Origin of the sequence: Streptomyces sp. CBMA152, assembly GCF_014596475.1 — a bacterium.
In the GTDB taxonomy this organism is placed as follows: domain Bacteria; phylum Actinomycetota; class Actinomycetes; order Streptomycetales; family Streptomycetaceae; genus Streptomyces.
In genome coordinates this window covers 25,143-49,166 of the sequence record NZ_MECJ01000038.1, presented here as the reverse complement: position 1 = coordinate 49,166, position 24,024 = coordinate 25,143, and the positions used below count along the sequence as shown (strand labels likewise).

The following is a 24,024-nucleotide window of genomic DNA, read 5'->3' as shown; positions in this document are numbered from 1 at the left end:
AACTCACCTCGCACGGTTGAAGGTGTCGATGGACGCGATCCGCCAGACCCCGGCCTGATGGACCGCGTCGACAGCGAACATCGCGGCCGCGACCGTGGTGCCGCCGCCCTTGCCTGTCCGCGTGCTGCTCTGGTCGGCGAAGACCAGGACCCGCGCCCGGTCCCCGTCGACGACCTCCACCCCGCTGTCGGTGACCGTCGTGGTGAGCACCAGCTTCTGCCGTGGCCCCTGCTCCCGGACCGGCGCGATCATCGCGCGGTACTGCTCGACGGCCGCCCCGGTCAGCGCGGTCTTCACCGCGGCCTCGCTTTTGGCCGGGTTCGCGTGGTCGTACGAGAAGATCCCCTGCACGGCGTCGTCGACGACACCCTTGACCTCGCTGGTACGAGCGGTGTCGGCCAGCGCCGTGTTGTGCCCGGCGGAGTCCGTCCGCCGGTCCTCGCCCTGGACGTACGCCACGACGGAGAAGACGGTGAGCGCCACGGTGAGCACGGCGAGCAGCAGAGGCCGCAGGAACGGCCTGGTCCGGCGCGCGGCGGGCGCGGAGCGTCGTACGACGGGTACAGGCCGACGCTCGACGGCCGGACGTGCGGCAGCCAACCGACGCTGCCGGTTGACGAGATGGCGGGTGGTCGACATCGGGGCCTCCGGGGTCAGCTGCCGCTAGGGGTGGACGGTGCGGTGGCGTCGCCGACCGGTGCCTGGCCGAGCCGGCTGAGTTTCCAGCCCTCCGGGGTGCGGGTCAGTTCGGCGAGCATCCGGCTGTCCTTGGTGCTGATCTTCTTGTCCGCGGTCACGACGGTGATCCGGATCGCGACCATCACTCTCGCCCGCCCGGCCCGTTCGTCGAGCTCGGTGACCGCCCCGGAGAGCACTTTGGCGGTGGTCGCGGTCTTGGCGTCCCGGACCTGCTGCTCGAACTGCGTTCTGCTGCCCTTGAGTTCATTGAGCAGATCACCGGTGGCGGACTGCTCCCATGCGTCGAGGCCGCGCGTCAGATCGCCGTAGTCGAGGGTGTTCATGTTCTGTACGGCCCGCTCCCCCGCCTGGAGCGCCGCGTCGCGGGTGCGCGCGAAAGCTGCCTGCTCGTCGTGCGCCGACGCGTACCAGGAGCCGCCCGTCCAGACGGCGAACGCCATCGCCAACGCGGCCGCCAGAAGCGCGACCGCTGTGAGCGACAACCGCCTGTGCACTGCTATACGTGCCATGAGCACCTCCCCACTCGCCCTAGCGGGCCTTGATCGCGGTGATCCGCCAGTGCCCGCCGTCGAGTTCGGCGGTCACCGAGAGCTGCGCGGCCACGGTGGTGGCCTTCTGCCCGCGCCGCTCGCTGGTCTGGTCGAGGAAGAGCAGCAACTCGGCGCGGGACGCGGTGAGCGCACGCACCCCCGCCCGCGCGACACGCGTGGTGAGCGTCAACTGCTGGTCCCCGACACGCTGTTGCACCTGCGCGAACAGCCCGTCGTACTCCTTCGCCGCCTCCCCCGCCAGCAGCGAACGCGCGTCCTGACGGGTCCGGGCGAGCGTCGCCGGGTCATACGTGAACACCCGCCCCACGGCGGTGCTCACCTCGTCGAGTACCTCGCCTGTGGCGGTGCTGTCGGTGAGGGCACGGTTCGACGCGGCCGGAGAATCCCTCAACTCCCGCTCCATCACCAGGAATACGGCACTCACCACCACCAGAACCGCGATCAGCGAAGGCGGCAGGAAACGCCGCAGGCGCATCCGGATGACCGGTTCCTCGACGGCGGAAACAGCTTCGGTCGTCGTCATACGCCCCTCACCCCGCCCCCGCCGTGACCGTCACCGCGATCGCCGTCAGTGAAGTCAGCTTCCAGCCGCCGCCCGTCCGGGCCAGTCCCGCCTCGAAACGTTTGCGGTCGGTGGTCGGTGCGCCGGTACGCGGTCGGGCCTCGATGCGTACGGTCGCGATCAGCCGGGCGGTGCCCGCGCGGTCGTCGAGCTGAGTGACGGCGGCGTCCGTGACCTCGGCGCTTGTGGTGGCACCCTGTTCCTTCAGCACCTCTGCACTCTTGGCCCGGGTGGTCCGCAGCTCGTCGTGGAGCGGGCCGGTGGTCACGGAGAGCCAACCGTCGAGGCCCTTGTCCGCATCCCGGCCGTCGATCGAGTTGAGCCGGGCGACATACGTTCGCCCGGCGGCGAGCACCGCGTCGCGGCTCTTGGCGTACGCCAGGTCGTCATCGCCGCGCGCCCTTACGTACGTCCATGCGGAGACACCGCACAGGGCCGTGCCGAGCACCAGCCCGAGCAGCACGATCGTCCGTCGTCGTCTCATACCGTCACCCCCCGAGCCCGAGCAGCCCGGCGAGGTCCACCGGACTCCGCGACGGTGCGGACGGCGCGCCCAGCACCGGCCCCGAGGAGACCCCCGAGCCAGGAACAGCGGGTACCGGAATCGACCCCCGGGGCGCATTGCCCGAGCCGCGTACGTTCTGGCCACTGCCGGGTGGCGCCGCACACCGTGCCGCCGAGTTCACGGCCGAACTCCCAGACGTATCAAGGCCGTTGCGGTACACTGTGCCCTCGTATCCAGCCGTACACGGCAGCGGTTTGAAGAAGGTTGTGACCATCCCGAAGGCCGCACCACCCGGACCGACCGCCGTGGAACCCGCCGCCGCCACCCGGGGCAGCCGCACCATCAGCTCCTCCAGGCCGTGCTGCCGCGTGACCAGGAGCTCCGACGTCGTGGTCAGATTGGCGAGGAGCACGCTCAGACCCGGGTCGGTGTCCCGCAGCAGCGAAGTGAACTCATCGGCAGCTTCCGGGGTTTGCTCGATCACCCGGCGCAGATCCGAGTCGGAGTCCTTCAGCTGTCGCGCGATCTTCCGCGCCCCCGTGGCGAACGATGTGAGCGCCTTCGTACTGTCCGCCTGCGTCCGGAGTACGGTCTCGCCGTCAACGAGCAGCTGAGTGGTGGCCGGCAGCGCCTGGTCGGCGGCGTTGATGAACTGGCTGCCCGTGTCGAGGAGCACCTGGAGGTTGGAGCCCTGGTTGGCGAAGGCGCGGCCGAGTTCGTCGACCGCCGTGCGCAGCTCGTCGGTGGGTACGGAGGCCGCCAAGTCGTTGATCCCGGTGAGGAGTCGGGTGATCGGGGCGGGTGTGCTGGTCCGCGTGCGGGGCACGATCGAGCCGTCGCCGAGGAACGGGCCCTTGTCGGTGCGCGGCGCCAGGTCGATGTACTGCTCGCCGACCGCCGAAAGACCGGCCACCTTCGCCTCCAGGTCGGCGGGGATCGGCGCGGTGCCCTTCTTGATGGCGAGCCGCGCCTCGACCCCGTCGTCGGTGAGCCCGATGCTCCGCACCCGGCCGACGTCCACACCCCGGTAGGTGACCCCGGACCCGGTGAACAGCCCACCGGTCTCGGCGAGTTCGACGCGTACGGTGTACGAGCCCGGCGCGCCGACGAACCGTCCCAGGTCCGCGTACTTCACCCCGATGTAGCCCAGCACCAGCGCGCCGAGCAGCAGGAAGGCGAGGTTCTTGAGGTGGGTGCCGAGGGTGATCACCGGGCGCCGCCTTCCTGGGGGACGGACGGCAGCGGCAGCGCGCCGGCTGCAGGCCGGACCATGGTTCCCGGTGCGGCCGCGACCTTCAGATAAACGTTGAGGTAGTCCCCCTTCACGCCCGTCAGCACCTCGTCCGTGAACGGGTACGTCATCAGCACCTGGAGCGAGGCGGGCAGGTTGCGTCCCGCGTCGGCCAGGCCCTTGAGGGTGGGCGCGAGGGCGCGCAGGTCGGCGACGATGTCGTCCTTGGTGCGGTCGACGGTGTCGACGGCCACGGACGACAACGCGTCCAGGGACTTCAGCATGGTGACGAGCGAACCGCGCTGCTCCTGGAGGACTTTGAGCCCCGGGCCGAGCCCGTCCAGGACCGTGCCGACCTGGGCGTCCCGGGCGGCCACCGTGGACGACAGCTTGTTCAGCCCATCGAGCGCGTCCGTGATGTCACCCTTGTGGGCGTCGAGGTTCTTGGTGAACGTGCCGATCTGGGTCAGCACCGACCGGGCCGCGGACTCCCGGCCGCCCAGCGCCCGGTTCAACTCCCGCGTGATCGTGTTGATCTGCTGGACCCCACCCCCGTTGAGCAGCATCGACAGGGCTCCGAAGACCTCCTCGACATCAGCGTTGCGGTTCGTACGGCTGACGGGGATCACCGCGCCGTCCCGCAGCGGATCCGCGCGCGCCGCGAGATCCTTCGGGGCCACCAACTGCACGTACTTCTCGCCGAGCAGACTGGACTGCTCCACATTGGCGTACGCGTCGGACGGCAGCCGCACCTTGCCGTTGACCTTCATCGTCACCCGGGCCAGCCAGTCGTCCCGGCTGACCTCGATCTTCTCGACCCGGCCGACGGGCACGTCGTTGACCTTCACCGCTGACTGCGGGAACAGGCTGGTGACGTCCTTGAAGACGGCGGTGACCCGGTACGGGTGGCTGCCGAGGTCGGCGCCGCCGGGCAGCGGCAGGTCCTCGATGCCGTGGAACGACGGCACTCCGCAGCCGCCCGGCAGCAGTGCCAGACCGGTGACGACCAGCGCGGCGCTCAACGCCATCCCGGCCCGCGCGACCCCGCGCCTCATCGCCCGCCTCCCGGCTGCCGCTGGAACGTCTCGGCGGCGGGCAGCGGCAGCACGGCGATCTCGTTGAGGTCGGCGCGGCCGTCGATGGTGCGGGTCGCCGGGTTGTACGCGTTCTCCAGGTTGGCGGCGGCCAGCGGCAGAGTGTCCAACGCCTCACCCAGGGAGGCCCGTTGGTCGACAAGCGACTGGGTGAGCACGGCGAGCCGGTCGACGTCCTTCTTCAGCGCGCCCCGGTTGTCCCGGACGAACGTCTTCACCTGCCCGAGGGCGGTTCCGAGCTGCCGGAGCGCGGCGGCGAGGTCGTCCTTCTCCCCGGCGAGGAAGGTGGTCACATCGGCGAGCTGTTGTTCGGTGGTGCGTACGGTCCCGTCGCTGTCCTTCAACACCGTGACGAACGACTGGAGTTGACGCACCGTACGCACGAGGTCGGCGCTCGAACCGCCAAGGACCTTCGAGGCCCCGCCGAGCTGCTGGATCGTACGGCCGATGTCGTCGCCGTTGCCCCGCAGGTTCTTCGCGCCGGTGTCGATGAGGTCCGAGAGCGCGCCCTTCTTGTTGGCGCCTTCGGGGCCGAGGGCCGTGACGAGGTCGCCGACGCTCTTGGCGAGCTCGTCCACCTCCATCGGGGTCGCGGTCCGCTCCTCGGGGATGACATCGCCGTCCCGCAGGGTCGGGCCGCTGCCGCTGTACGCGGGGCTGAGCTGCACGAACCGGCCGGAGACAACGCTCGGCGCGATGACGACGGCCCGCACGAGCTGCGGCACCCGCACACCCTTGCGCACACTGAGGGTGACCCGCACCCGCCGCCCCTCCGGATGAATGCGGCCGACGCTGCCGACCCGTACACCCAACACCCGTAGATCCGACCCTTCGTGCACACCCACCGTGCGATCGAAGTACGCCGTGATACGCATGGCGCCGCTGTCGCCCAGCACCCGTACGGCGGCGACCGATGCGGCGGCCGCGACGACGAGCGCGAAGGCGATGCCGAGGGCGAGGAACTTGCGCGCCCGAATCCTGTCCATCAGGGTTCGCATCAACTGCCGCCTCCCTTACTGTACTTGGGCGGCATGCAGCCGTTCGGCGGTGTGCCGCCCGGAGGTACATACGTCTTCGGGACGAGCCCGCAGAGGTAGCTGTCCATCCAGTGGCCGTTGCCGAGGGTGTTGCCGACGAGGCGGTAATACGGGCCCGCCTGCGCCAGGATCCGGTCGAGGCCCGCCTTGTTCTTGGTCAGGATCTCGGTGACATGGTCGAGGGCGGTGAGTGCGGGGCCGATCCGGGCGCGGTTGTCGGCGACGACTCCGCTGAGCTGGGTGCTCAGGTCGCGGGCGCCGGTGAGCAGGCCATGGATGGCGTCACGCCGGTGGCTTACCTCCGTCAGCAGCAGACCGCCGTTCTCCAGGAGGCTGCGCAGCCGGTCCTTCTTGGCGTCCAGCGTCCGCGTGACCTGGTCGGTGCCCTTGAGCAGCCGGGTGATCTGCTCGTCGCGGCTCGCGATGGCCAGCGACAGATCGGCTAGCCCGGTGACGGCCTTGTGCACGCCGGGCCCGGTGTTGCCGAAGGTGGCCGAGATGGTCTCGAAGCTCTTCGCGATGGCCTTGGTGTCGAGCTCGCCGACGGTCTCGCCGAGTCCGTTGAGCGCGTCGAGTACGTCGTACGGGGAGGTCGTGCGGGTGATCGGGATCCGCCGGGCCGGGTCCTGGGCGGCGGTGCCGCGCGGGTCGACCGCGAGGTATTTCGAGCCGAGGAGGGTCTTGATCGCGATGCCGACCGTACTGGCGTCGCCGATCCAGGCGTCCTTCACGGTGAACGTCACCGCCACCTTCGGCCCGTCGAGCCGGACCTTGTCGACCTCGCCCACCTTCACCCCCGCCACGCGCACGTCGTCGCCGGGGTGGAGTCCGGCGGACTCCTTGAAGTCGGCGGTATAGCGGGTGCCGCCACCGATCAGGGGCAGGGACTTGACGTTGTAGACGAGCAGCCCGAGCAGGGTCATGGTGAGCAGTCCGACGACGGCGATGGCGACGGGGTGCCGCTCGTGGAGTGGTCTGCGGGGCTTGCGCAGCCGCCGTAGAGAGGTCATCGTCGGCACCTCTGGTCCTTGAGGGCGAGGCCCGTGGGGGCCGGGCTGCCGTCGTCCGTGGTGACCCCGGTGACCTTGGCCTCGCACAGATAGAGGTTCAGCCAGGAGCCGTACGAGGCGATGCGGGTGAGGGCCCGCATCTTGGCCGGGGTGCGCTGGAGGAACTGTTCGAGGAGCGTGCCGTTGTCGGCGAGGTTCGCGGAGACGCGGCCCAGCTGGTCGATGCCGCTCTTCAGTGGCGCCCGGCCGTCGTCGAGCAGACCGGCCGTGCTGGTGGTCAGCGACGACAGGGCGCTGATGGCCTGCCCGATGGGTTTGCGGTCCGCCGACAGACCGGCCACCAGGTCGTCGAGGGTGTCGACGAGCGAAGTGACGTGCGCCTCGCGCGTGTTGACCGTACGCAGCACGGTGTTGAGGTTGTCGACGACCGACCCGATCACCGCGTCCTTGGCGGCGAGCGTGCTGGTGACCGAGCCGATGGTGGCGACCAGACTTTCCACCGTGGGGCCTTCACCCTGGAGCACCTGGACGACCGAGCCGGCCAGTTTGTTGGTGTCGGCCGGGGAGAGCCCCTGGAACAGCGGCTGGAAGCCGTTGAACAGCTGGGTGAGGTCGAGGGCGGGCGAGGTGCGGCGCAGCGGGATCGTCGCGCCGGGCCGCAGCGGCGCCTGCCCGGCCGGGCCCGTACCGCGCTCAAGGGCGAGATAGCGCTGCCCGACCATGTTGAGGTATTTCACGGACGCGGTGCTGGTGGCGGGCAGCGCTCTGCCCTTGGCCACCGAGAACTTCACCTGTGCGTACCGCCGTTGGACGATCTCGACCGACTCGACCTGACCGACCCGGACACCCGCGATCCGTACCGAATCGCCCTTGACGAGTCCGGTGGCGTCGGTGAACCACGCCTTGTACGCGTCCTTGTCGCCCAGGCCCGTGTTGCTGACGCTGAGCGCGAGCACGGTGGTGGCGACCACGGTGACCAGGACGAAGATCGCCGACTTGACGATGGGGCCGGTCAGGGAGGCGCGGCTCATCTCAGTCTCACCTCCGTGCCCCGCAGCAGCGGCCCGGCGAGCACGCTCGACCAGTCGGGCAGTTCCGTCGGCGCCGCCTTGCTCCCCGCCGCCAGCACCTCGTTCACCAGGGCGTTCTCCTGCGGCGAGTTGGCGACGCCAAGACCGCCGCCGACCGTCGTGAGCGGGGCTGCGGCCGCCGGGACCCGGCCCGACACGGGGGCGCCGCCGTACGGCACCGGGTAGCAGGCCGGGCCGCCGGTCGCGGTGTAGCGCGGGGTGTCGCGGCCGGGCTGGTAAGGGCCCCGGTCCTGGACCACCGTCACGTCCACGTGCAGCCCGGGCTCGTCGGTACCCTTGCCCAGGGCGCGGTCCATCGCGGGGACGAAGTCGGCGAGGGTCTGGAGGGTGCAGGGGAAGGCCGGGGCGTAGCGGCCGAAGATCTGGAGCGGGGGGCGGCTCGCGGCGGTGACCCGGATGAGGTTGGACCGGTTCTGCCGGATCCAGGGGGTCAGGTTCTGCGCCGACGTGGTCACGGCCGCGTACGCGGCCGAGAGCTTGCGCTGCTCGGCGGCGAGCGTCGCGCTGGTGGTGGTCGCGTCGTACAGCGCGTCGACGATGTCCGGCGCCGCGTCCGCGTACCCACCGCTCATCTTCACGAACGCCTCGACGTCCCGGTTGAGGACGGGCAGGTCGGGGTTGAACTTCCGTAAATACGCGTCCAGTTGACCCATCGACGCGCCGATCCGGTCGCCGCGTCCGCGCAGCGCGTCCGATGCGGCGGTGAGCGTCGCCGACAGCTTCTGCGGCTGTACGGCGGTGAGCAGCGGCAGCAGGTTGTCGAGGGCGTTCTCCAGCTCGACGGCGTTGTGGCTGCGGTCGCGCGGGATGACACTGCCCGCCGCCAGGGGCCGCGCCGAGGGCTGTGCGGGCGGGACGAGCGCCACGTAGCGCTGGCCGAAGAGGGTGGTGGGCAGCAGTTGGGCGGTTACGTCCGAGGGCACCCGGCGCAACCGGTCCGGCTTGAGGGCGAGAGTGAGTCGGGCGGTCTCGCCGTCCGTGTCGATCTTCTCGACCCGCCCGACGACCACGCCGCGCAGCTTCACGTCGGCGTCCGGGCGCATCTCGTTGCCGACCGAGCCGGTCTCCACGACCACCCGGGCGGTGTCCTCGAAGTCATGGCGGTAGACGGCCAGCGAGACCCACACCAGGGCGAGCGGAAGCAGCAGATAGAGCAACCCGGCCAGCCTGCGGCGGCGGGCGAGCACCCGGTCCGCCGGGCGCGCCCTGACAGTAGCCGTCCGCTCCCGCACCGGCGCGCTCATCCCGCGACCTTCACCGTGGTCGTGGCGCCCCACAGCGCCAGGCTGAGGAAGAAGTCGGTGACGCTGATCAGCACGATCGCGGTCCGCACCGAGCGGCCCACGGCCACCCCGACGCCCGCCGGGCCGCCGCTCGCGCGGAAGCCGTAGTAGCAGTGCGCCATGATCACCAGAACGCTGAAGACCAGCACCTTGAGGAACGACAGCAGTACGTCGGTCGGCGAGAGGAACAGCGCGAAGTAGTGGTCGTAGGTGCCGGTGGACTGGTTGTTGAAGAGGATCGTCACCATCCGGGACGCCAGATACGACCCCAGCAGCCCGATCCCGTACAGCGGGACGATCGCCACGGCCCCGGCGACGATCCGGGTGGAGACGAGGTACGGCATCGGGCGCACGCCCATGCTCTCCAGGGCGTCCACCTCTTCGTTGATGCGCATCGCGCCGAGCTGCGCGGTGAAGCCCGCGCCGACCGTGGTGGAGAGCGAGAGCGCGGCGACCAGCGGGGCGATCTCGCGGGTGTTGAAGTACGCGGAGACGAAGCCGGTGAAGGCGTCGGTGCCGATCTGGCTGAGCGCCGCGTATCCCTGGAGGCCGACGACCGTACCGGTGAAAACGGTGATGCCGATCATCACGCCGACCGTGCCGCCGATCACGCTCAACCCGCCGGTGCCGAAGGAGACTTCGGCGAGCAGACGCTGGATCTCCTTGGGGTAGCGGCGGACCGCGCGCGGGATCGAGAGGAGGGCGCGCAGATAGAAGAGGAGCTCGTCGCCGGGGCGGTCGAGCCAGGCGAACAGCCGACTCGGCTCGCCGCTGCCGCGGCCTCGGTCAAGGAGCGCCATGTCAGAGCCCCTTCGACGGGACGAGCTGGAGGTAGAACGCCGTCAGCACCATGTTCACGAAGAACAGGATCAGGAAGGTGAAGACCACCGACTGGTTCACGGCGTCGCCGACACCCTTCGGGCCGCCCTTGGGGTTGAGGCCCCGGTAGGCGGCGACGACCCCGGCGATGAAGCCGAAGACCACCGCCTTGAACTCGCCGATCAGCAGGTCGGAGAGCTGGGCGAGCGAGGAGAAGCTGGCCAGATACGCGCCGGGGGTGCCGTGCTGCATGATCACGTTGAAGAAGTAGCCGCCGAGCGTGCCGACGACCGAGACCAGGCCGTTCAGAAGCAGCCCGACCGACATCACCGCCAGCACCCTCGGTACGACGAGACGCTGCACCGGGGAGACGCCCATGACCTCCATGGCGTCCAGCTCCTCGCGGATCGTCCGCGAGCCCAGGTCCGCACAGATCGCCGAGCCCGCCACCCCCGAGATCAGCAGCGACACGATCAGCGGACTGGCCTGCTGGACCAGGACGAGGACGCTCGCGCCGCCGGTGAACGACTGGGCGCCGAACTGCTCGATGAGCGAGCCCACTTGGAGCGCGATGACCGCGCCGAACGGGATCGTCACCAGCATCGCGGGCAGGATGGTCACACTGGCGATGAACCAGAACTGCTCGATGAACTCCCGCACCTGGAACGGCCGCCGGAACGTGAGGCGCACCACGGTCCAGCCGAGCGCGAACAGCTTGCCCGTCTCGCGCAGCGGGTTGAGGATCCGTAGCGGGGGCCGGGGCGAGGGCGCGCCGGGGCCGCTCACCGACTCGGCCGGGGCGCTCACGCGGGCGCTCCGCCGTCGTACGTGGACAGCGGCCGGGTCCGTACGAGCGTGTCGCCGTCCGGGACTCCGCTCAGGTCCGCCTCGACGGCCGCGCGGGCCGCCGGCGGCAGGGAGTCGAGCAGCCCGCGCACCCGGTCGCGGCGGCGCTGGACCGCACGGCGGACCGGCAGGCCGGGGGTGGGCTGGAGTTGGGGGGCGACCGTGCGCCGGGTGGGCGGGCCCGCGACGAGGCCGTGCGAGGCCTCGCGGGCGATGGTCGCCCGGTCCTTCTCCTCGGACATCCCGATGGGCCCGGCCCGGTGTCCGCCGAGAAACTGCTCGACCACCGGCTCCTCGCTGGTCAGCAGCACCTCACGGGGCCCGAACGCGACGAGGTCGCGGCAGAACAGCATGCCCATGTTGTCGGGGACGGTGGTGGCGATGTCGAGGTTGTGGGTGACGATCAGCATCGTCGCGTCGAGCTCGGTGTTGATGTCGATGAGCAGTTGCGAGAGGTACGAGGTACGGACCGGGTCGAGGCCGGAGTCCGGTTCGTCGCAGAGGATGATCTGCGGGTCGAGCACCAGGGCCCGGGCGAGCCCGGCCCTCTTGCGCATCCCGCCGGAGATCTCCCCGGGCAACTTCCGTTCCGCACCGGCCAGTCCGACGGTGTCCATGCGTTCCATGACGATCCGGCGGATCTCCGACTCCTTCTTACGGGTGTGCTCGCGCAGCGGGAAGGCGATGTTGTCGAAGAGCGTCATCGAGCCGAACAGCGCCCCGTCCTGGAAGAGCAGCCCGAAGAGCTTGCGGGCCTCGTAGACGTCCCGTTCACGGCTGTTGGCCATGTCGACGCCGTCGACCAGCACCCGGCCCGCGTCCGGCCGCAGCAGTCCCACGATCGCCTTGAGGAAGACCGTCTTGCCGGTGCCGGAGGGGCCGAGCATCACGCTGATCTCCCCGGCGGGCAGGGTGAGCGTGACGTCCTGCCAGATGGTCTGCCGTCCGAAGGTCTTGGTCAGCCCCTCGACGACCACGTCGATTCCCATGGCTCGGCGGCTCCTCAGCGCTTGGGCAGTTCGGGGACGGGCGGGGCGCTGCCGGCCCCCGCGAGCCGCCCCTGCTGGATCCGGACGGGGTTGCCCGGGCCCGACAGGGTGGCGGTGAACAGCGGCGACAGGTCCTCGCCCCGGCTGCCGCACCCCGCGAACGGCGGGATGGCGATCTTCCCGTCGAGGACCCCGCCGGTGAGGAAGTCGTACGCACCGGAGAGGGCCGTGTCGATCGGGCGCGAGGTCCGGCAGTGCGGCCCGACGTCCATCGGGACGCCGTTGACGCGCAGGTCGTACAGGCGCAGGTACTGGCGGTAGGCGATGGCGGTGGTGAACGTCCGGCCGCGCCGGATGTTGACGACGGTGACCGGCCCCGCCTCGAAGTGGACCTTCGCGCTGGTGGGTTGGAAGCCGAAGGCGAGGAAGGTGGCCTCGGCGTCGGGGAAGCCCAGGATGCCGACCGAGTCCGACTCGTCGTAGTCGGGGGCGCTCACCGTGCGCTTGCCGAGGTCGAGGTGGAGCAGCCCGGGGGTGCCGTGCGGATCGTTGATGACCAGCGCGCTGCCGAGCTTGGCGACGGTGGCGTAGCCGACGGCCACCACACAGAGCGAGGCGTCGAGCCGGCTCTCGGTCGCACCGGGCGGGGGCTGCGGCAACCGCGTCCGGTCGAGCTCGCCGGGCGGGAGGTCGGCCGGACAGTTGGGCGCTTGGCCGAGCTTGCCGGGGCCGACTTGGATGGGGGGCGGGGTCGTCCTGGGGGCGTTGGTGGTCGGTGTCGGGGTGGCTGTGTGGACGTCCGGGGGGCCGCCGGTCGCGGGCTCGGCCACGGGCCAGGCGGCGAGAAGCGGGCCGGGCGGGGTCTCCGGCGAGCAGCGCAGCTCGACCGGGCCGGGCGCCGGGGACGGGGTGGGAGTACCAGACACGGGCGCGGGCGTCGCGCTTCCCTCAGACGCTACCGCTCCCCTGGATGGCAGCAACGTGAGCATCAACTCCCGTGCGGTGAGCGTTACTTCACCCGCCCCCGCAACCGTCACCATCGGCACCTCACCCCCGAAAGCCGGCCGCGAGCCACCCGCGTCCAGCACGACGCGAGGTGCGACAAGCCCCGACCAGTCGGCCGCGACAGTGCGTCCGTTCTGGGCGACCTCGACGGCGAGGCGGGCGGTCCCGGAGAGCTCGGTGGTGCCAGTGGGCATCAGCGCCGCGACCACCTCGGGGGTGAGCTCGGGGCGTACGGTGAACCCCTCGACCCGTAACGGCTGCCCCGGTCGACCACCCTGCGGATATGCCGCGTCGAAGTCCACAACGGCCCGACTTCGTACGGTCCCTGACGTACAGTCATAAATGGCCTGAACGCCCGTCTTCCGGTCCCGCGCAATCGTCCCGGATGCCGGAACGAGACCGAGGAGAAGCGCGAGGATGCCCAGCGCGGCGGCCATGGCCGCGCGGCGCCGGTCGAATGCACCACTCATGGCCCTTCTCCCCTGATTCGCCCCTGGTTCACCCCGGAATAGCGGTTGCGCCGCCTCGAACGAGCCGTGTCGCCGTGACGTTACGTACGAGTAACCCTCGGTCGCAATACCGGTTCCGTGCGAATCTTCGATCTCCTCGCCCAGCGCCCGGTATTTGTCACCGGCGCCACAATTCCGGTTGCTCGCTTTATCAACCGCGGCACACATCCCGAGCACGCAAAAGGGCGGGGCCCCACGATCCGGGGGGACGGATCGCGGGGCCCCGCCTGGGGCCGCTTCCTGGGGCAGGGGCCGCGGCCCCCGGAACGGACGTCGATCGCTCGCCGAGAGGGGTGGCGAGGGCGTCGGCCCGTGGCAGCGCCGACGCTATGCGCGGGTAATGCGACCGTGCAATAGCAGAGGGTCGAATCCGGCCGTAGTGCCATGCGTACGAGCGTTATGCCGCAGGCACGAACAACACCACGGGAATTTCGTACACGAGTCAACGGCCTTGCCTTTGCGGGCGGCCGGAACACGCACCCGATGCCTCCCACACATTTCCCCGTCCGCACGGGTGCCTTCGGGCCCGGGCTGGTCTATGTTGCAGATGTTGTGAGTTGACTGTGTGCTGACGGCGGCCCGGGACCGGGGCCTGCGGGGCGTCACCCACTCGCGCCGACCGCCGACCGTCGAGCCGAACGTCGCGGCCAGTGAAAGGGACCCCCGCATGCCGAACGCCCTCCACACCTCGGCCTCCGGCGAGCAGCTGGGACCGATCCCCCGGGAGCTCGCCACCATCATGCGGCCCGAACTCCCGTCGCTGCTCGACGAGATCAAGGCGGAGGTGCTGCGCGCGTATCCGGAGTACGCGGAGGTCATCGCGGGACCGCACGGCCGGTTCGTGCACTCGGCGATCGAGCAGAGCCTGACCATCTTCGTCGACCAGGTGGTGCGGCCCTCGGTGCCCTCGCCGCTGCGCGACGAGATGATCCGCACCTTCGGCCGGTACGCCGCCGCCGAGGGCCGGAGCCTCGACACCCTGCGCGGCACCTTCCGGGTGGGCGCGCGCGTCGCGCTGCGCCACACCAAGAAGCTGGGCAAGCGCTACAAACTCTCCCCCGTCTTCATGCTCTCGTTCGCGGACACCCTCTTCGCGTACATGGACCAGTTGGAGGCACTGGCCAGCGAGGGGTATCTGGAGGCCAGGGCGTCGGCCGGTGAGGGTCCCGACGAGTTACGAAGAAAGATCCTGCGGCTGATCGTGTCCGGGAACGCGACGCCGCAGGCGACCCTCGTCGAGCTCGCCGGCCGGGCGGGCTGGCGGCTTCCCGAGGAGCTGTGCCTGGTCGCCCTGAGCGCGGGCGCCCGCCCGGCCCGTACCGCGCTGCACGGCGACATGCTGATGGATCTGGGCGACCCCCAGCCGTACCTCCTGGTGCCGGGTGCCATGGACACCGGCCGCCATCAGGCACTGGCCCAGGCGCTCGCGGGGGCGCGGGCGGCGGTCGGTCCCACGGTGGCGCTCGCCGGTGCGGGCGACTCGCTGCGCTGGGCGCGCCAGACGCTCGGACTCGCCCAGGCGGGGATCATCAAGGAGGCGCCGGTCATCCACTGCGCGGACCATCTGGTCACGCTGCTCCTGATGTCCGACCCGGCGCTCGTCGAGCAGCTCGCGGCGCGTGAACTGGCGCCGCTCCAGGGCCAGACGGCGACCCGCCGCGCCCGGCTCACCGAGACGTTGCGCACCTGGCTCGCGACCCGTGGCACCGCCGCCCAGATCGGCGAGGCGCTGCACATCCACCCGCAGACGGTCCGCTATCGCATGCGGAACCTGGACGCGGCGTTCGGCCGCCGTCTGAGCGACCCCGACCACCGGTTCGCCACCGAGATCGTGCTGCGCGCGATGCATCTGCGCGAGTCCGCCGCACCCCGGCCCGCCCCCGCGCCCCGGGCCACCCGCTCCCCCGCCCGGTCGCGCTGAGGAACGCTGAGGAACACGGAACCGACCGCCGGCCGCCCGTCGTGCGTTGCGTGGCTGCGGCCCGGCGATTGTGGGAGGTTCCGACCAGGCGGAACATCTGCCGCCGCCCGGCCCCTCGCCCGTACAGTGCCCTGGGCCCGTCGCATGGCCCTCAAACGGGTGTTGTCGGTGGGGCGGGAGGGGTCAGATGGCGCAGTCGCGTGGCGGGCATTGGGGCCGGTTCGCCGTTCATGTCCTGCGCGGCCAGGCGCAGGTCGACTTCATACCGAGCGCCGTGACCGGTGCCGTATTCTCGGTGGGGCTCTTCGTCGCGGGCTGGCCGTACGGCCTGTACGGGCTGCTCGGCACCGCCGTGGGCACCGCCACCGCCCAGCTCCTCGGGGTGGAGCGGGGCCGGGTCGCCGCCGGGCTCGAAGGGTTCAACGCCTGCCTGGTCGCGGTCGGTTTCGCGGTCAGCCTCGGCGCCGGGCATCTGTCCACCGCGCTGCTCGCGGCGGGTGGCTGCGCGGTGGTCACGGTCGTCGCCGGGGGCACCGCCACGGTGCTGCGCACCTGGGGGCTGCCCACGCTGACGCTCCCCTTCTGTCTGACGGCGAGCGCCATGACGATCGCGGCGCCCGGCTTTCGCAAGGTGTGGCACCACGGCGAGGGCCCGGCCGCGCTCGCCCGGGCCGCCGAGGGACCGGTCGAGCTGGGCCTGCGCGATGTGGTGCACGGATTCTTCGCGAACGTCGCCCAGATCTTCCTGATGCCCCAGTGGTACGTGGGGCTGATCTTCCTCGCCGGGATCTTCGCCGCCGACCGGCTCGCGGGCGCGATGGCGTGCGCGGGCAGTGCCGTCGGCATCCTCACCGCGTGGGCGCTCGGCGCCCCGGCCGAGCGGATCGCGGACGGCACGATGGGCTACAACGCCGTACTGGTGGCCATCGCGCTGTGCGGGGCGCTGCTCGCGGCCGACCGGTGGAGCCTGGGGTTCGCGGTGGTGGGCGCGGCGGCCGCGACCGTGCTCGGCCCGGCGCTGAGCGCGCTGTTCGCCCCGGCCGGGGGCCAGCCGTTCACCTGGCCGTTCGTCCTGACCACGCTGGTCTTCCTGGCCTCGGTCCCGGCCCTGCCGAGGCTGCGGCGCACGGGTACGCAGCCCTCGGAGGAGCCGGCCCGCACCGTCGCGTAACCCCGTATCGCCGTCCCCGTACCGCTTCATCCGCTCGGCCTACACGGCATGCGCCCCACCTGCGGCGGTGTGAGGGTGCAGGGGTGAGCACTGCCAGCGACACCGCACCACCGGCACCCGCCGCCGCGCCGCCCGTGCTGGACGTCCGTCAGCGGAACATCGTCTTCGGCACGATCATGCTCGGGATGCTGCTCGCCGCGCTCGACCAGACCATCGTCGGCACCGCCCTGCCGACCATCGTCTCCGACCTCGGCGGCGCGGCCCATATGTCCTGGGTGGTCACCTCGTATCTGCTCGCGGAGACGGTTGCGACCGCGCTCGTCGGCAAGTTCGGCGACCTGTTCGGCCGCAAGGTGGTCTTCCAGGTCTCCGCGATCATCTTCATCACCGGCTCGTTCCTGTGCGGGCTCGCGACCAACATGTCCCTGCTCATCGCCTGGCGGGCGCTCCAGGGCATCGGCGCGGGCGGGCTCATGGTCACCGCGATGGCGCTGATCGCCGATGTGATCCCGCTGCGGGACCGGGGCAAGTACCAGGGCGCGATCGGCGCGGTGTTCGGTGTCTCGACGGTCATCGGGCCGCTGCTCGGCGGGCTGTTCACGGACCATCTGAGCTGGCGCTGGGCGTTCTACGTCAACGTGCCCATCGCCGTCCTCGTGGTGATCGCCGCCGCCCGCAACATCCCGGCGGTCCGCTCGGTGGCCAAACCGGTGATCGACTACCTCGGCATCGGTCTGGTCGCGGCCGGCGCGAGCGCCCTGATCCTGGCGACGAGCTGGGGCGGCAACGAGTACGCCTGGTCCTCGCCCACCATCCTCGCGCTCTTCGTGTGCGGGGTGCTCGCGCTCGCCCTGTTCTGCTGGGCCGAGACCCGGGCCGTCGAACCGATGCTGCCGATGCGGCTGTTCCGCAACCCCGTCTTCACCGTCTGCTCGGTCCTCAGCTTCATCGTCGGCTTCGCGATGCTCGGCGCGATGACCTTCCTGCCGACGTATCTCCAGTACGTGGACGGCGACTCGGCCACCATCTCGGGCGTACGCACCCTGCCGATGGTCATCGGCCTGCTCATCGCCTCGATCTTCAGCGGCAACGTGGTGAGCAAGACCGGCCAGTACCGGATCTTCCCGATCGTCGGCGCGCTGGTGATGGGCGTCGGGCTGTATCTGCTGTCCCTGATGGGACCGGGCAGCGGGGCCTGGCTGGAGTCGCTGTACATGCTGGTGCTCGGCCTCGGCATCGGGCTGTGCATGCAGGTCCTGACGATCGCCGTGCAGAACACCGTCGACTACACGGACCTCGGCACCGCCACCTCCGGCGTCACCTTCTTCCGTACGCTCGGCAGCTCCTTCGGCACCGCGGTCTTCGGCACGATCTACGCCAACACCCTCAAGCCCCAGCTCGCCGACGGGGTGGCCGCCGCCGCGCGGGCGAGCGGCCTCGCCCCCGCGCAGCTCGCGAAGGCCGCGCAGTCGCCCGGCGGGCTGCACAAGCTGCCCGCCGCCGCGTCCGGACCGATCGTCGACGCGTACGCCGACTCGCTGCACACCGTCTTCCTGTGGACCGTACCGGTGGCGGCCGTCGGGTTCGTGGTGGCGCTCTTCCTCAAGCAGGTGGAGCTGCGCGACACCGCGCGGTCCTCCTCCACCGACATGGGCGAGGGCTTCGCGCAGCCGTCCACCGGTGACTCGCAGAAGCTCCTGGAACTGTCGGTCGGAAAGATCGTCCGCGGTGCGGGCATCGACACCGCCCGCCATGTCGTGACCCGTTCCGACTCCCGGCTCGACATGGCGGGGGCCTGGGCCGTGATGCAGGTGGAACTGTTCACCAGGATGGTCGGCCACGCGAGCCTCGGCCTGATCGCGGCCCGCCGCCATGTGCCGCCGGAGGTCCTGGTGCCGGTCTTCCAACGGATGGTCGACGAGGGCTTCCTCACCCGCGAGGACACCTACTTCATGCTCACCGAGGGCGGCCGGCGCGAGGTGGGCGCGATCGCCACCTCCTGGTCGGACTGGCTCAACGAGCAGCTGGAGAAGGACCGGGGACGGCCGCGCAGCGCGGAGCTGCGGGCCGCCGCCGACGCCATCGCCAAACGCCTGCTCGCCGAGGACCTGGCCAACGGGTTGCCGCCGGCCGACCGCGAGAAGGTCGGCGCGGCGGTGCACTGACCAGGTCCGTTCCTGGCGTCACCTGAGCTCAGTGGCCCTCGTGGCCGTTGTGCCCGTCGTGGCCGCCGTGCCCGGCCATGTGGTCGAACTTCAGCGCCTGCGCCGGGGCGACCACATACGGCCGCATCATGCCCATGTCCTCGTGCTCCAGCAGATGGCAGTGGTACATGAACCGCCCGTACGCGCCGTCGAACCTCCCCAGTACGCGCACCAGTTGACCGGGCGGGATCCGGAACACGTCCTTGAACCCGTGCTCGTTGGGCGCGAGCGGGATGACCCGGCTCGGGTCGTACGTCACCGGCGTGCGCGTGCCGCCGAGCTTCAGGTCGAAGCCGTCGACGGTGTACGCGTCCCGGCCCATCACCTGGAAGTCGGCGAGGTGGACGTGCATCGGGTGGACGGGGCCGCCGAGGTTGAGGAAGCTCCACTGCTCGTAGGCGCCCTCGGCGACGGTGAAGCCCAGCGCGTCGTTCATGGTGCGGGAGATCCGGCGGTACGTCTTCACCGTGCCGTCGGCGCCCTTCAGCTGGATGACGCCGTCGGTGGGCAACTCGACCTGGCCGTCGGCGACTTCGGCCATTTCCCAGATCTCGGGATGGCCGCCGCCCCCGACGGTTCCGGGCGTGGTCAGCACGATCAGGCGGTGCCCGTGCTGGATCTGCCCGTGCTCGTAGGGCCGGAAGGAGCCGGAGAGCACCCGGGGCAGGACGAAGTCGTCGGGCTCGGCGCACTCGCGCACCCGGAACTCCATCACGTGCGGATAGCGGACGTTGTTGACCGGGTCGGGCACCCCGGCCGCCTGGCCCGCGCCCTTGTTGACCAGGCGCAGACTGCGGCCCGCCAGCGCCCGCAGGTCCAGGAGCAGGTCCAGGCGCTCGGCGGGCGCCACGGTGAGAGTGGGCAGCGCCGTGTCGAAGTCGAGCGGCACCGGGGCGGGCAGCAGTCCCCCGTCGCTGCCGATCTGGTGGAGCACGCCCGGCACCGGGGTGTCGTCCTCGTCGAGCAGCACCAGGTCGTAGATGCGCGCGTTGGAGGCGTTGACCAGCCGGAAGCGGTACCAGGCGGCCTCGGCGTCGAGATACGGCCAGATGACTCCGTTGACCGTGGTGAACGGGCCGGAGAACGGCAGCGTCACCGGCATACCGGTCTCCGCGTTCTTCGGGTCGATGACGACGGTCTTGTGCAGCAGCCGCCCGTTGAGCTGCCCCTCGTCGTCGGTGTCGATGTTCCGGTCGGCGAGGATCAGCGGCATCTCCCGCTCCCCGCCCGGCAGCCGCAGCGCGTCCTCCTCGTCGTCGCGCAGCAGATACGTGCCGACGAGCCCGGAGTACACGTTGAACCGGGTGATGTTCATGGCGTGGTCGTGGTACCACCACTGCACGGCCCGGTGGTCGTTCGGGTACTCGGACAGCTGCGCGTCGCCGTGCCCCACGGCGTTGTCGGCCCAGCCGTCGTTGCCGCCGCCGGTGCGGGCGCCGTGCAGATGCGTCACCACCCAGGCGGGCAGTGCGGCCACGTCCGGGTTGGGCACGGCGCCCTCGCGGCCCGGCTCGGTGCTGGCGGGCGGTGTGCCCGGCGGACGTGCGGGCACCTCGACGGAGGTGACCGGATACTCGCTGCCCTCCGGCACACGGTTGGTCCAGGCGAGCCGGATCCGCTGCCCGCGCCGCACCTCAATGGTGGGCCCGGGCACGGTGCCGTCGTAACCCCACATCAGGGTGGGCGGCAGTTGGCTGTGCAGCCGCACCCAGGTGGGGCGGATGGCGATCTCGGTCTCCCGCAGCACGTCGGCCGACGCGGGCCGCAGCACCTTGGGAACCGGCAACGGGTCGATGTACGGGACGAGTTCGTCCCCTGCGGTGTTCTCGTTCACCTCGGACATACTTCCCCCTGATCCCGGCCGTCACGGCCGCGCTCGCGGGAAAAGACGCCATCTGGACCTAAGGGGTTCAGCCCCTGACATATGAGGTCGAGTACGCGCGATGCAGGACTCAGTCCGTGAACACCGCGTCCAGATACACCCACGCGCCCTCGTACCGTACGAACCGGCTCTGCTCGCGGAGCGAGTCCGTGGCGCCGTCGTGGGTGTAGTGGGCGCGGAAGGTGACCGTGCCGGTGGTGTGGAAGGCGCTGCCGTCCGTGGTGTCCAGGATCTCCAGGCGGGTCCAGCGCATCGCCGGGTCGAGGTCGAGACTCTCGGGCCGGTTGTCGGGGTGCCAGGTGCGCAGCAGATACGGCTCGTCGCCGACCGCGAACGCACTGAATCGGGAGCGCATCAGGGCCTCGGCGGTGGGCGCGGCCGCCTGCCCCGAGTGGTAGCGCCCACAGCACTCGGCGTAGGGCGCGGGCAGCCCGCAGGGGCAGTCCTTGGGGGCGGTGGGACGGGCGGGGCGGGAAGTGCGTCGAGCCATGCCCCTATCTGACCACATGGGAAACCGTGCGAATTGGCCGACCGCACCCGAACACCGGGCCCGAATACGTCTTCCGGCCTGACCGCCGCGACCGTATGCTCCTGCGCCGACATCACTGTTACCACCGGTAATAGGGGGCATCATGGAGCGAACGGGCAGTACGCGGCGCACGTTTGTCGCGGGGACGGCGGTGGCGGGCGCGGCGACCGCCCTGGGGATCGAGGCGGCGGTGCCCGCCGTGGCCGCCGGGCGTTCGGCGGCGGCACCGCAGGCCGGACAGTCGGTCGTGGTGCTCGGCGGCGGGGTGGCCGGGCTCACCGCCGCCCACGAGCTCGTCGAACGCGGCTTCCACGTCACCCTCTACGAGCGGCGCGCCCTCGGCGGCAAGGCACGCAGCATGGACGTACCGGACAGCGCCCGGGGCGGCCGCTCCCCGCTCCCCGCCGAGCACGGCTTCCGCTTCATCCCCGGGATCTACCACAACCTGCCGGACACCCTGCGGCGCATCCCCTTCCCGGGCAACGCCAACGGCGTCTGGGACAACCTCGTCGCGCCCAAGGAGATGATGTTCGCGCGCACCGGCTACGAGGACCTGCGTCTCCCGCTGCCCTGGTCGGGCACTCCCCAGCAGCTCACCCTGGACGCGCTGCGGCGCGCGCTCACCGGGGTGCTCGGCACCTTCCAGCGGCTGCCCGCACGCGAGGTCGCGTACTTCGCGGACCGCCTGGTCACCTTCCTCACCAGCTGCGACGAACGCCGCAACGACCAGTGGGAGAAGACGCCGTGGTGGACGTTCACCCGGGCCGGACAGATGAGTTACGAGTACCAGCGCATCCTCGCGGTCGGCGTCACCCGCAACATCGTGGCGACCAAGGCGGAGGAGGCGAGCACCCGCACGGTGGGCTCGCTCCTTGAGGCGTTCGTCTTCAACGCGCTCGGCCGGGGCGCGGACGGCCCCCTCGACCGCATCCTCAACGCCCCCACCAACGAGGCATGGATCGACCCATGGGTGGCCCAACTACGTTCGCTGGGCGTCGAGTTCAAGATGGGCTGGACGCTGCGGGACTTCGCGTACGACGGGTCGAAGGTGACGGCGGCGATGGTCGAGGACCCGGACGGCGTGCGCCGCACGGTCGGCGCCGACCACTTCGTCTGCGCGCTGCCGGTCGAGCACGCCCGGCTCACCTGGAACTCCGCCCTGCGCGCCGCCGACCCGCAGCTGGCCCGCTGCGACAAGCTGCGCACGGACTGGATGACGGGCATCCAGTTCTATCTCACCGAACGCCCGGACGTCGTCCACGGCCACTTCGACTGCATCGACTCCCCCTGGTCCCTGACCGCGATCGCCCAGGCCGAGCACTGGCCGCACCACGACTTCCCGGTCGACTACGGCGACGGGGCGGTGGTGGACTGCCTCTCGGTGGACATCTCCGAGTGGGACAAGCCCGGGATGCTGTACGGGAAGACGGCCAAGCAGTGCACCCGCGAGGAGGTCGCGCGCGAGGTGTGGGCGCAGCTGAAGGCCGCCGTCAACGACACCGGGAGGCAGGTCCTCAGCGACGGCAAGCTGCACTCGTGGTTCCTGGACCCGGGCGTCTCGGGGATCGGCACCCCGGAGCCGAAGAACGAGGACGAGCTCCTGATCCACCCGGTGGGCACCTTCCACAACCGCCCCTCGGCGGCCACGAAGATCCCCAACTTCTTCCTGGCGGGCGACTATGTGGCCGTCCCCATCGACCTGGCGACGATGGAGGGCGCCAACACCTCGGGCCGCCTGGCCGCCAACGCCCTTCTGGACCGTACGGGTTCGACCGCGCCGCGCTGCACGGTCACGCCGCTCTACAGCGCGCCGGAGCTGGATCTGCTCAAGCGCGACGACCGGTTCCGCTACCGCCTCGGTCTGCCCAACGTGTTCGACGTGGGGTGAGGGGCGGCGGCGTGACAGCCGTACGCAGAATCGTTACTCCTAAGAAAGGGGACAGGGAAGGGATCACGTCAGCAGGAAGTCGGCCTTGCCCGACTTGGCGCCGAGGATGAACGCGGCGATCTCGTTGCTGGTGTAGATCAGAGCGGGACCCTCCGGGTCGGCCGACTGGCGCACCGCGACCCGGCCGTCGGCCAGCTTCATGGCCTCGACGCAGTTGCCGCCGTTCCCGCCGCTCCACGGCTTGTGCCAGCCCTCGGTCCCGAGATCGCGGGCCGGCATGCCGTTGTAGATGTGATCCATTCACAGCTCCTCGCGGAGATCCGCCAGGATCTCCTTCGTGCGTTGCGCAGTCGCGGCCTGGGCCGCCATGCGATCCATGACTTCGAGGTGGGTCGCCACCTCGGGGCGCGCGTCGAGATAGACGGCTCCCGTCAGGTACTCGCTGTAGACCATGTCCGGGAGCTCCGGCACGGCGAATCTGAACAGGACGAACGGGCCGTACGTCCCCGGGTGGTGACCGGTCGCGAACTCCGCCATCTGGAGCGTCACATGGGGCAGTTCGGCGGCTTCGAGGAGCCGGTCGAGCTGCCCGCGCAGCACGGCCCGGCTGCCGACCGGGCGGCGCACCACGGTCTCGTCCATGATCGCCCAGAAGCGCGGGGCGTCCGGCCGGGTGAGCAGCGACTGGCGCTCCATGCGCAGCGCCACATGCCGGTCTATGTCGGCGGGTTTGGTCGCCCCGAGCGCGCCGCTGATCATCACGGAACGCGCGTAGTCCTCGGTCTGGAGCAGTCCCGGAACGAAGTGCGGCTCGTACGTCCGGATGAGCGACGCGGCCCCCTCCAGGCTCACGTACATGCTGAACCAGTCGGGCAGGATGTCGTGGAAGCGCTGCCACCACCCCGGCTTGTTGGCCTCCTCGGCGAGCGCGACGAACCCGTCGGTCTCCTCGTCGCCGATGCCGTACGCCTTGAGCAGCAGCTGTACGTACGGGATCTTCAGCGCGACCTCGGCCGTCTCCATCCGGCGGATCGTGGCCGGGGCGACGCGCAGCACCTTCGCCGCCTCTTCGCGCTTGAGGCCGGCCCGCTCACGCAGGTCCTGCAGGCGTCTGCCCAGCACGACCTGCCCCACGGTCGGGGCGGACCGGGGTTCACTCACGTCTTCCTCCCCTAACCCTGTTGCCGAGCAGTGTGCC

General features: G+C 70.7%; 22 protein-coding genes. 4 read left to right on the top strand and 18 right to left on the bottom strand.

Features of this window, described 5'->3' with window-relative positions; all coding sequences use genetic code 11:
* Positions 1 to 3: 3 nt before the first annotated feature.
* Genes BG418_RS37610 through BG418_RS37545 form a run of 14 tightly spaced genes read right to left on the bottom strand, consistent with a single transcriptional unit; the run spans position 4 to position 13,192 of the window.
* Complete coding sequence (locus BG418_RS37610) at positions 4 to 639, bottom strand: nuclear transport factor 2 family protein (RefSeq protein ID WP_188278570.1); 636 nt, start codon at positions 637 to 639, stop codon at positions 4 to 6.
* A gap of 14 nt (positions 640 to 653) precedes the next feature.
* Positions 654 to 1,208, bottom strand: coding sequence for a hypothetical protein (locus BG418_RS37605; protein WP_188278569.1), 555 nt, complete (start codon positions 1,206 to 1,208; stop codon positions 654 to 656).
* A gap of 19 nt (positions 1,209 to 1,227) precedes the next feature.
* Entirely contained in the window at positions 1,228 to 1,773 is a 546-nt protein-coding gene (locus BG418_RS37600; protein WP_188278568.1) for a hypothetical protein, read from the bottom strand.
* 7 nt (positions 1,774 to 1,780) lie between these two features.
* Positions 1,781 to 2,296 (bottom strand): hypothetical protein, encoded by a 516-nt coding sequence (locus BG418_RS37595; protein WP_188278567.1) that lies wholly within the window; start codon positions 2,294 to 2,296, stop codon positions 1,781 to 1,783.
* A 4-nt stretch (positions 2,297 to 2,300) separates the two neighbouring features.
* A complete protein-coding gene (locus tag BG418_RS37590) occupies positions 2,301 to 3,527 on the bottom strand; it encodes an MCE family protein (protein ID WP_188278566.1) in 1,227 nt (408 codons plus the stop codon).
* On the bottom strand, positions 3,524 to 4,603 hold the full coding sequence (locus BG418_RS37585; RefSeq protein WP_188278565.1) for an MCE family protein: 1,080 nt from the start codon (positions 4,601 to 4,603) through the stop codon (positions 3,524 to 3,526). The genes BG418_RS37590 and BG418_RS37585 overlap by 4 nt, the downstream gene beginning before the upstream one ends.
* Positions 4,600 to 5,640, bottom strand: coding sequence for an MCE family protein (locus BG418_RS37580; protein ID WP_223186006.1), 1,041 nt, complete (start codon positions 5,638 to 5,640; stop codon positions 4,600 to 4,602). The genes BG418_RS37585 and BG418_RS37580 overlap by 4 nt, the downstream gene beginning before the upstream one ends.
* A complete protein-coding gene (locus tag BG418_RS37575; protein WP_188278564.1) occupies positions 5,640 to 6,689 on the bottom strand; it encodes an MCE family protein in 1,050 nt (349 codons plus the stop codon). The genes BG418_RS37580 and BG418_RS37575 overlap by 1 nt, the downstream gene beginning before the upstream one ends.
* Entirely contained in the window at positions 6,686 to 7,720 is a 1,035-nt protein-coding gene (locus tag BG418_RS37570; protein WP_188278563.1) for an MCE family protein, read from the bottom strand. The genes BG418_RS37575 and BG418_RS37570 overlap by 4 nt, the downstream gene beginning before the upstream one ends.
* Positions 7,717 to 9,024, bottom strand: a complete 1,308-nt coding sequence (locus BG418_RS37565; RefSeq protein WP_188278562.1) for an MCE family protein — start codon at positions 9,022 to 9,024, stop codon at positions 7,717 to 7,719. The genes BG418_RS37570 and BG418_RS37565 overlap by 4 nt, the downstream gene beginning before the upstream one ends.
* Positions 9,021 to 9,863 carry an ABC transporter permease gene (locus BG418_RS37560; protein WP_188278561.1) on the bottom strand — a complete coding sequence of 281 codons (843 nt, stop codon included), beginning with the start codon at positions 9,861 to 9,863 and terminating at the stop codon, positions 9,021 to 9,023. The genes BG418_RS37565 and BG418_RS37560 overlap by 4 nt, the downstream gene beginning before the upstream one ends.
* 1 nt (position 9,864) lies before the next feature.
* Positions 9,865 to 10,668, bottom strand: a complete 804-nt coding sequence (locus BG418_RS37555) for an ABC transporter permease (protein ID WP_317453892.1) — start codon at positions 10,666 to 10,668, stop codon at positions 9,865 to 9,867.
* A 17-nt stretch (positions 10,669 to 10,685) separates the two neighbouring features.
* Positions 10,686 to 11,717, bottom strand: coding sequence for an ABC transporter ATP-binding protein (locus tag BG418_RS37550; RefSeq protein WP_188278559.1), 1,032 nt, complete (start codon positions 11,715 to 11,717; stop codon positions 10,686 to 10,688).
* A 14-nt stretch (positions 11,718 to 11,731) separates the two neighbouring features.
* Positions 11,732 to 13,192: a DUF6801 domain-containing protein gene (locus BG418_RS37545; RefSeq protein WP_188278558.1), complete on the bottom strand. Its 1,461-nt coding sequence runs from the start codon at positions 13,190 to 13,192 to the stop codon at positions 11,732 to 11,734.
* Positions 13,193 to 13,898: 706 nt separating this feature from the next.
* Here BG418_RS37545 and BG418_RS37540 point away from each other — a divergent pair.
* The 3 genes from BG418_RS37540 (at position 13,899) to BG418_RS37530 (ending at position 18,488) form a co-directional block, all read left to right on the top strand.
* Positions 13,899 to 15,152, top strand: a complete 1,254-nt coding sequence (locus BG418_RS37540; RefSeq protein ID WP_188278557.1) for a helix-turn-helix domain-containing protein — start codon at positions 13,899 to 13,901, stop codon at positions 15,150 to 15,152.
* A gap of 187 nt (positions 15,153 to 15,339) precedes the next feature.
* Positions 15,340 to 16,323 carry an urea transporter gene (locus BG418_RS37535; RefSeq protein WP_188278556.1) on the top strand — a complete coding sequence of 328 codons (984 nt, stop codon included), beginning with the start codon at positions 15,340 to 15,342 and terminating at the stop codon, positions 16,321 to 16,323.
* Between the two features lie 83 nt (positions 16,324 to 16,406).
* Entirely contained in the window at positions 16,407 to 18,488 is a 2,082-nt protein-coding gene (locus tag BG418_RS37530) for an MDR family MFS transporter (protein ID WP_188278555.1), read from the top strand.
* Between the two features lie 28 nt (positions 18,489 to 18,516).
* Here BG418_RS37530 and phsA read toward each other — a convergent pair whose 3' ends face one another.
* On the bottom strand, positions 18,517 to 20,370 hold the full coding sequence (gene phsA, locus BG418_RS37525; RefSeq protein WP_188278554.1) for an O-aminophenol oxidase PhsA: 1,854 nt from the start codon (positions 20,368 to 20,370) through the stop codon (positions 18,517 to 18,519).
* A 109-nt stretch (positions 20,371 to 20,479) separates the two neighbouring features.
* A complete protein-coding gene (locus BG418_RS37520) occupies positions 20,480 to 20,899 on the bottom strand; it encodes a YchJ family protein (RefSeq protein WP_188278553.1) in 420 nt (139 codons plus the stop codon).
* A 142-nt stretch (positions 20,900 to 21,041) separates the two neighbouring features.
* Here BG418_RS37520 and BG418_RS37515 point away from each other — a divergent pair, with 142 nt between their 5' ends.
* A complete protein-coding gene (locus BG418_RS37515) occupies positions 21,042 to 22,826 on the top strand; it encodes an FAD-dependent oxidoreductase (RefSeq protein ID WP_188278552.1) in 1,785 nt (594 codons plus the stop codon).
* A gap of 63 nt (positions 22,827 to 22,889) precedes the next feature.
* On the opposite strand, the gene BG418_RS37510 is transcribed toward BG418_RS37515, so the two are convergent.
* Complete coding sequence (locus BG418_RS37510) at positions 22,890 to 23,126, bottom strand: DUF397 domain-containing protein (RefSeq protein WP_188278551.1); 237 nt, start codon at positions 23,124 to 23,126, stop codon at positions 22,890 to 22,892.
* Entirely contained in the window at positions 23,127 to 23,987 is an 861-nt protein-coding gene (locus BG418_RS37505; protein ID WP_188278550.1) for a Scr1 family TA system antitoxin-like transcriptional regulator, read from the bottom strand.
* Positions 23,988 to 24,024: the final 37 nt, after the last annotated feature.

Excerpts from the sequence above, each read along its gene's own strand:
- BG418_RS37600 (WP_188278568.1), bottom strand. The coding sequence starts at position 1,773 with ATGACGACGACCGAAGCTGTTTCCGCCGTCGAGGAACCGGTCATCCGG.
- BG418_RS37520 (WP_188278553.1), bottom strand. The coding sequence starts at position 20,899 with ATGGCTCGACGCACTTCCCGCCCCGCCCGTCCCACCGCCCCCAAGGAC.
- BG418_RS37585 (WP_188278565.1), bottom strand. The coding sequence starts at position 4,603 with ATGAGGCGCGGGGTCGCGCGGGCCGGGATGGCGTTGAGCGCCGCGCTG.
- BG418_RS37510 (WP_188278551.1), bottom strand. The coding sequence starts at position 23,126 with ATGGATCACATCTACAACGGCATGCCGGCCCGCGATCTCGGGACCGAG.
- BG418_RS37570 (WP_188278563.1), bottom strand. The coding sequence starts at position 7,720 with ATGAGCCGCGCCTCCCTGACCGGCCCCATCGTCAAGTCGGCGATCTTC.
- BG418_RS37575 (WP_188278564.1), bottom strand. The coding sequence starts at position 6,689 with ATGACCTCTCTACGGCGGCTGCGCAAGCCCCGCAGACCACTCCACGAG.
- BG418_RS37545 (WP_188278558.1), bottom strand. The coding sequence starts at position 13,192 with ATGAGTGGTGCATTCGACCGGCGCCGCGCGGCCATGGCCGCCGCGCTG.
- BG418_RS37560 (WP_188278561.1), bottom strand. The coding sequence starts at position 9,863 with ATGGCGCTCCTTGACCGAGGCCGCGGCAGCGGCGAGCCGAGTCGGCTG.
- BG418_RS37580 (WP_223186006.1), bottom strand. The coding sequence starts at position 5,640 with ATGCGAACCCTGATGGACAGGATTCGGGCGCGCAAGTTCCTCGCCCTC.
- BG418_RS37610 (WP_188278570.1), bottom strand. The coding sequence starts at position 639 with ATGTCGACCACCCGCCATCTCGTCAACCGGCAGCGTCGGTTGGCTGCC.
- BG418_RS37565 (WP_188278562.1), bottom strand. The coding sequence starts at position 9,024 with ATGAGCGCGCCGGTGCGGGAGCGGACGGCTACTGTCAGGGCGCGCCCG.
- BG418_RS37515 (WP_188278552.1), top strand. The coding sequence starts at position 21,042 with ATGGAGCGAACGGGCAGTACGCGGCGCACGTTTGTCGCGGGGACGGCG.
- phsA (WP_188278554.1), bottom strand. The coding sequence starts at position 20,370 with ATGTCCGAGGTGAACGAGAACACCGCAGGGGACGAACTCGTCCCGTAC.
- BG418_RS37540 (WP_188278557.1), top strand. The coding sequence starts at position 13,899 with ATGCCGAACGCCCTCCACACCTCGGCCTCCGGCGAGCAGCTGGGACCG.
- BG418_RS37595 (WP_188278567.1), bottom strand. The coding sequence starts at position 2,296 with ATGAGACGACGACGGACGATCGTGCTGCTCGGGCTGGTGCTCGGCACG.
- BG418_RS37535 (WP_188278556.1), top strand. The coding sequence starts at position 15,340 with ATGGCGCAGTCGCGTGGCGGGCATTGGGGCCGGTTCGCCGTTCATGTC.
- BG418_RS37550 (WP_188278559.1), bottom strand. The coding sequence starts at position 11,717 with ATGGGAATCGACGTGGTCGTCGAGGGGCTGACCAAGACCTTCGGACGG.
- BG418_RS37605 (WP_188278569.1), bottom strand. The coding sequence starts at position 1,208 with ATGGCACGTATAGCAGTGCACAGGCGGTTGTCGCTCACAGCGGTCGCG.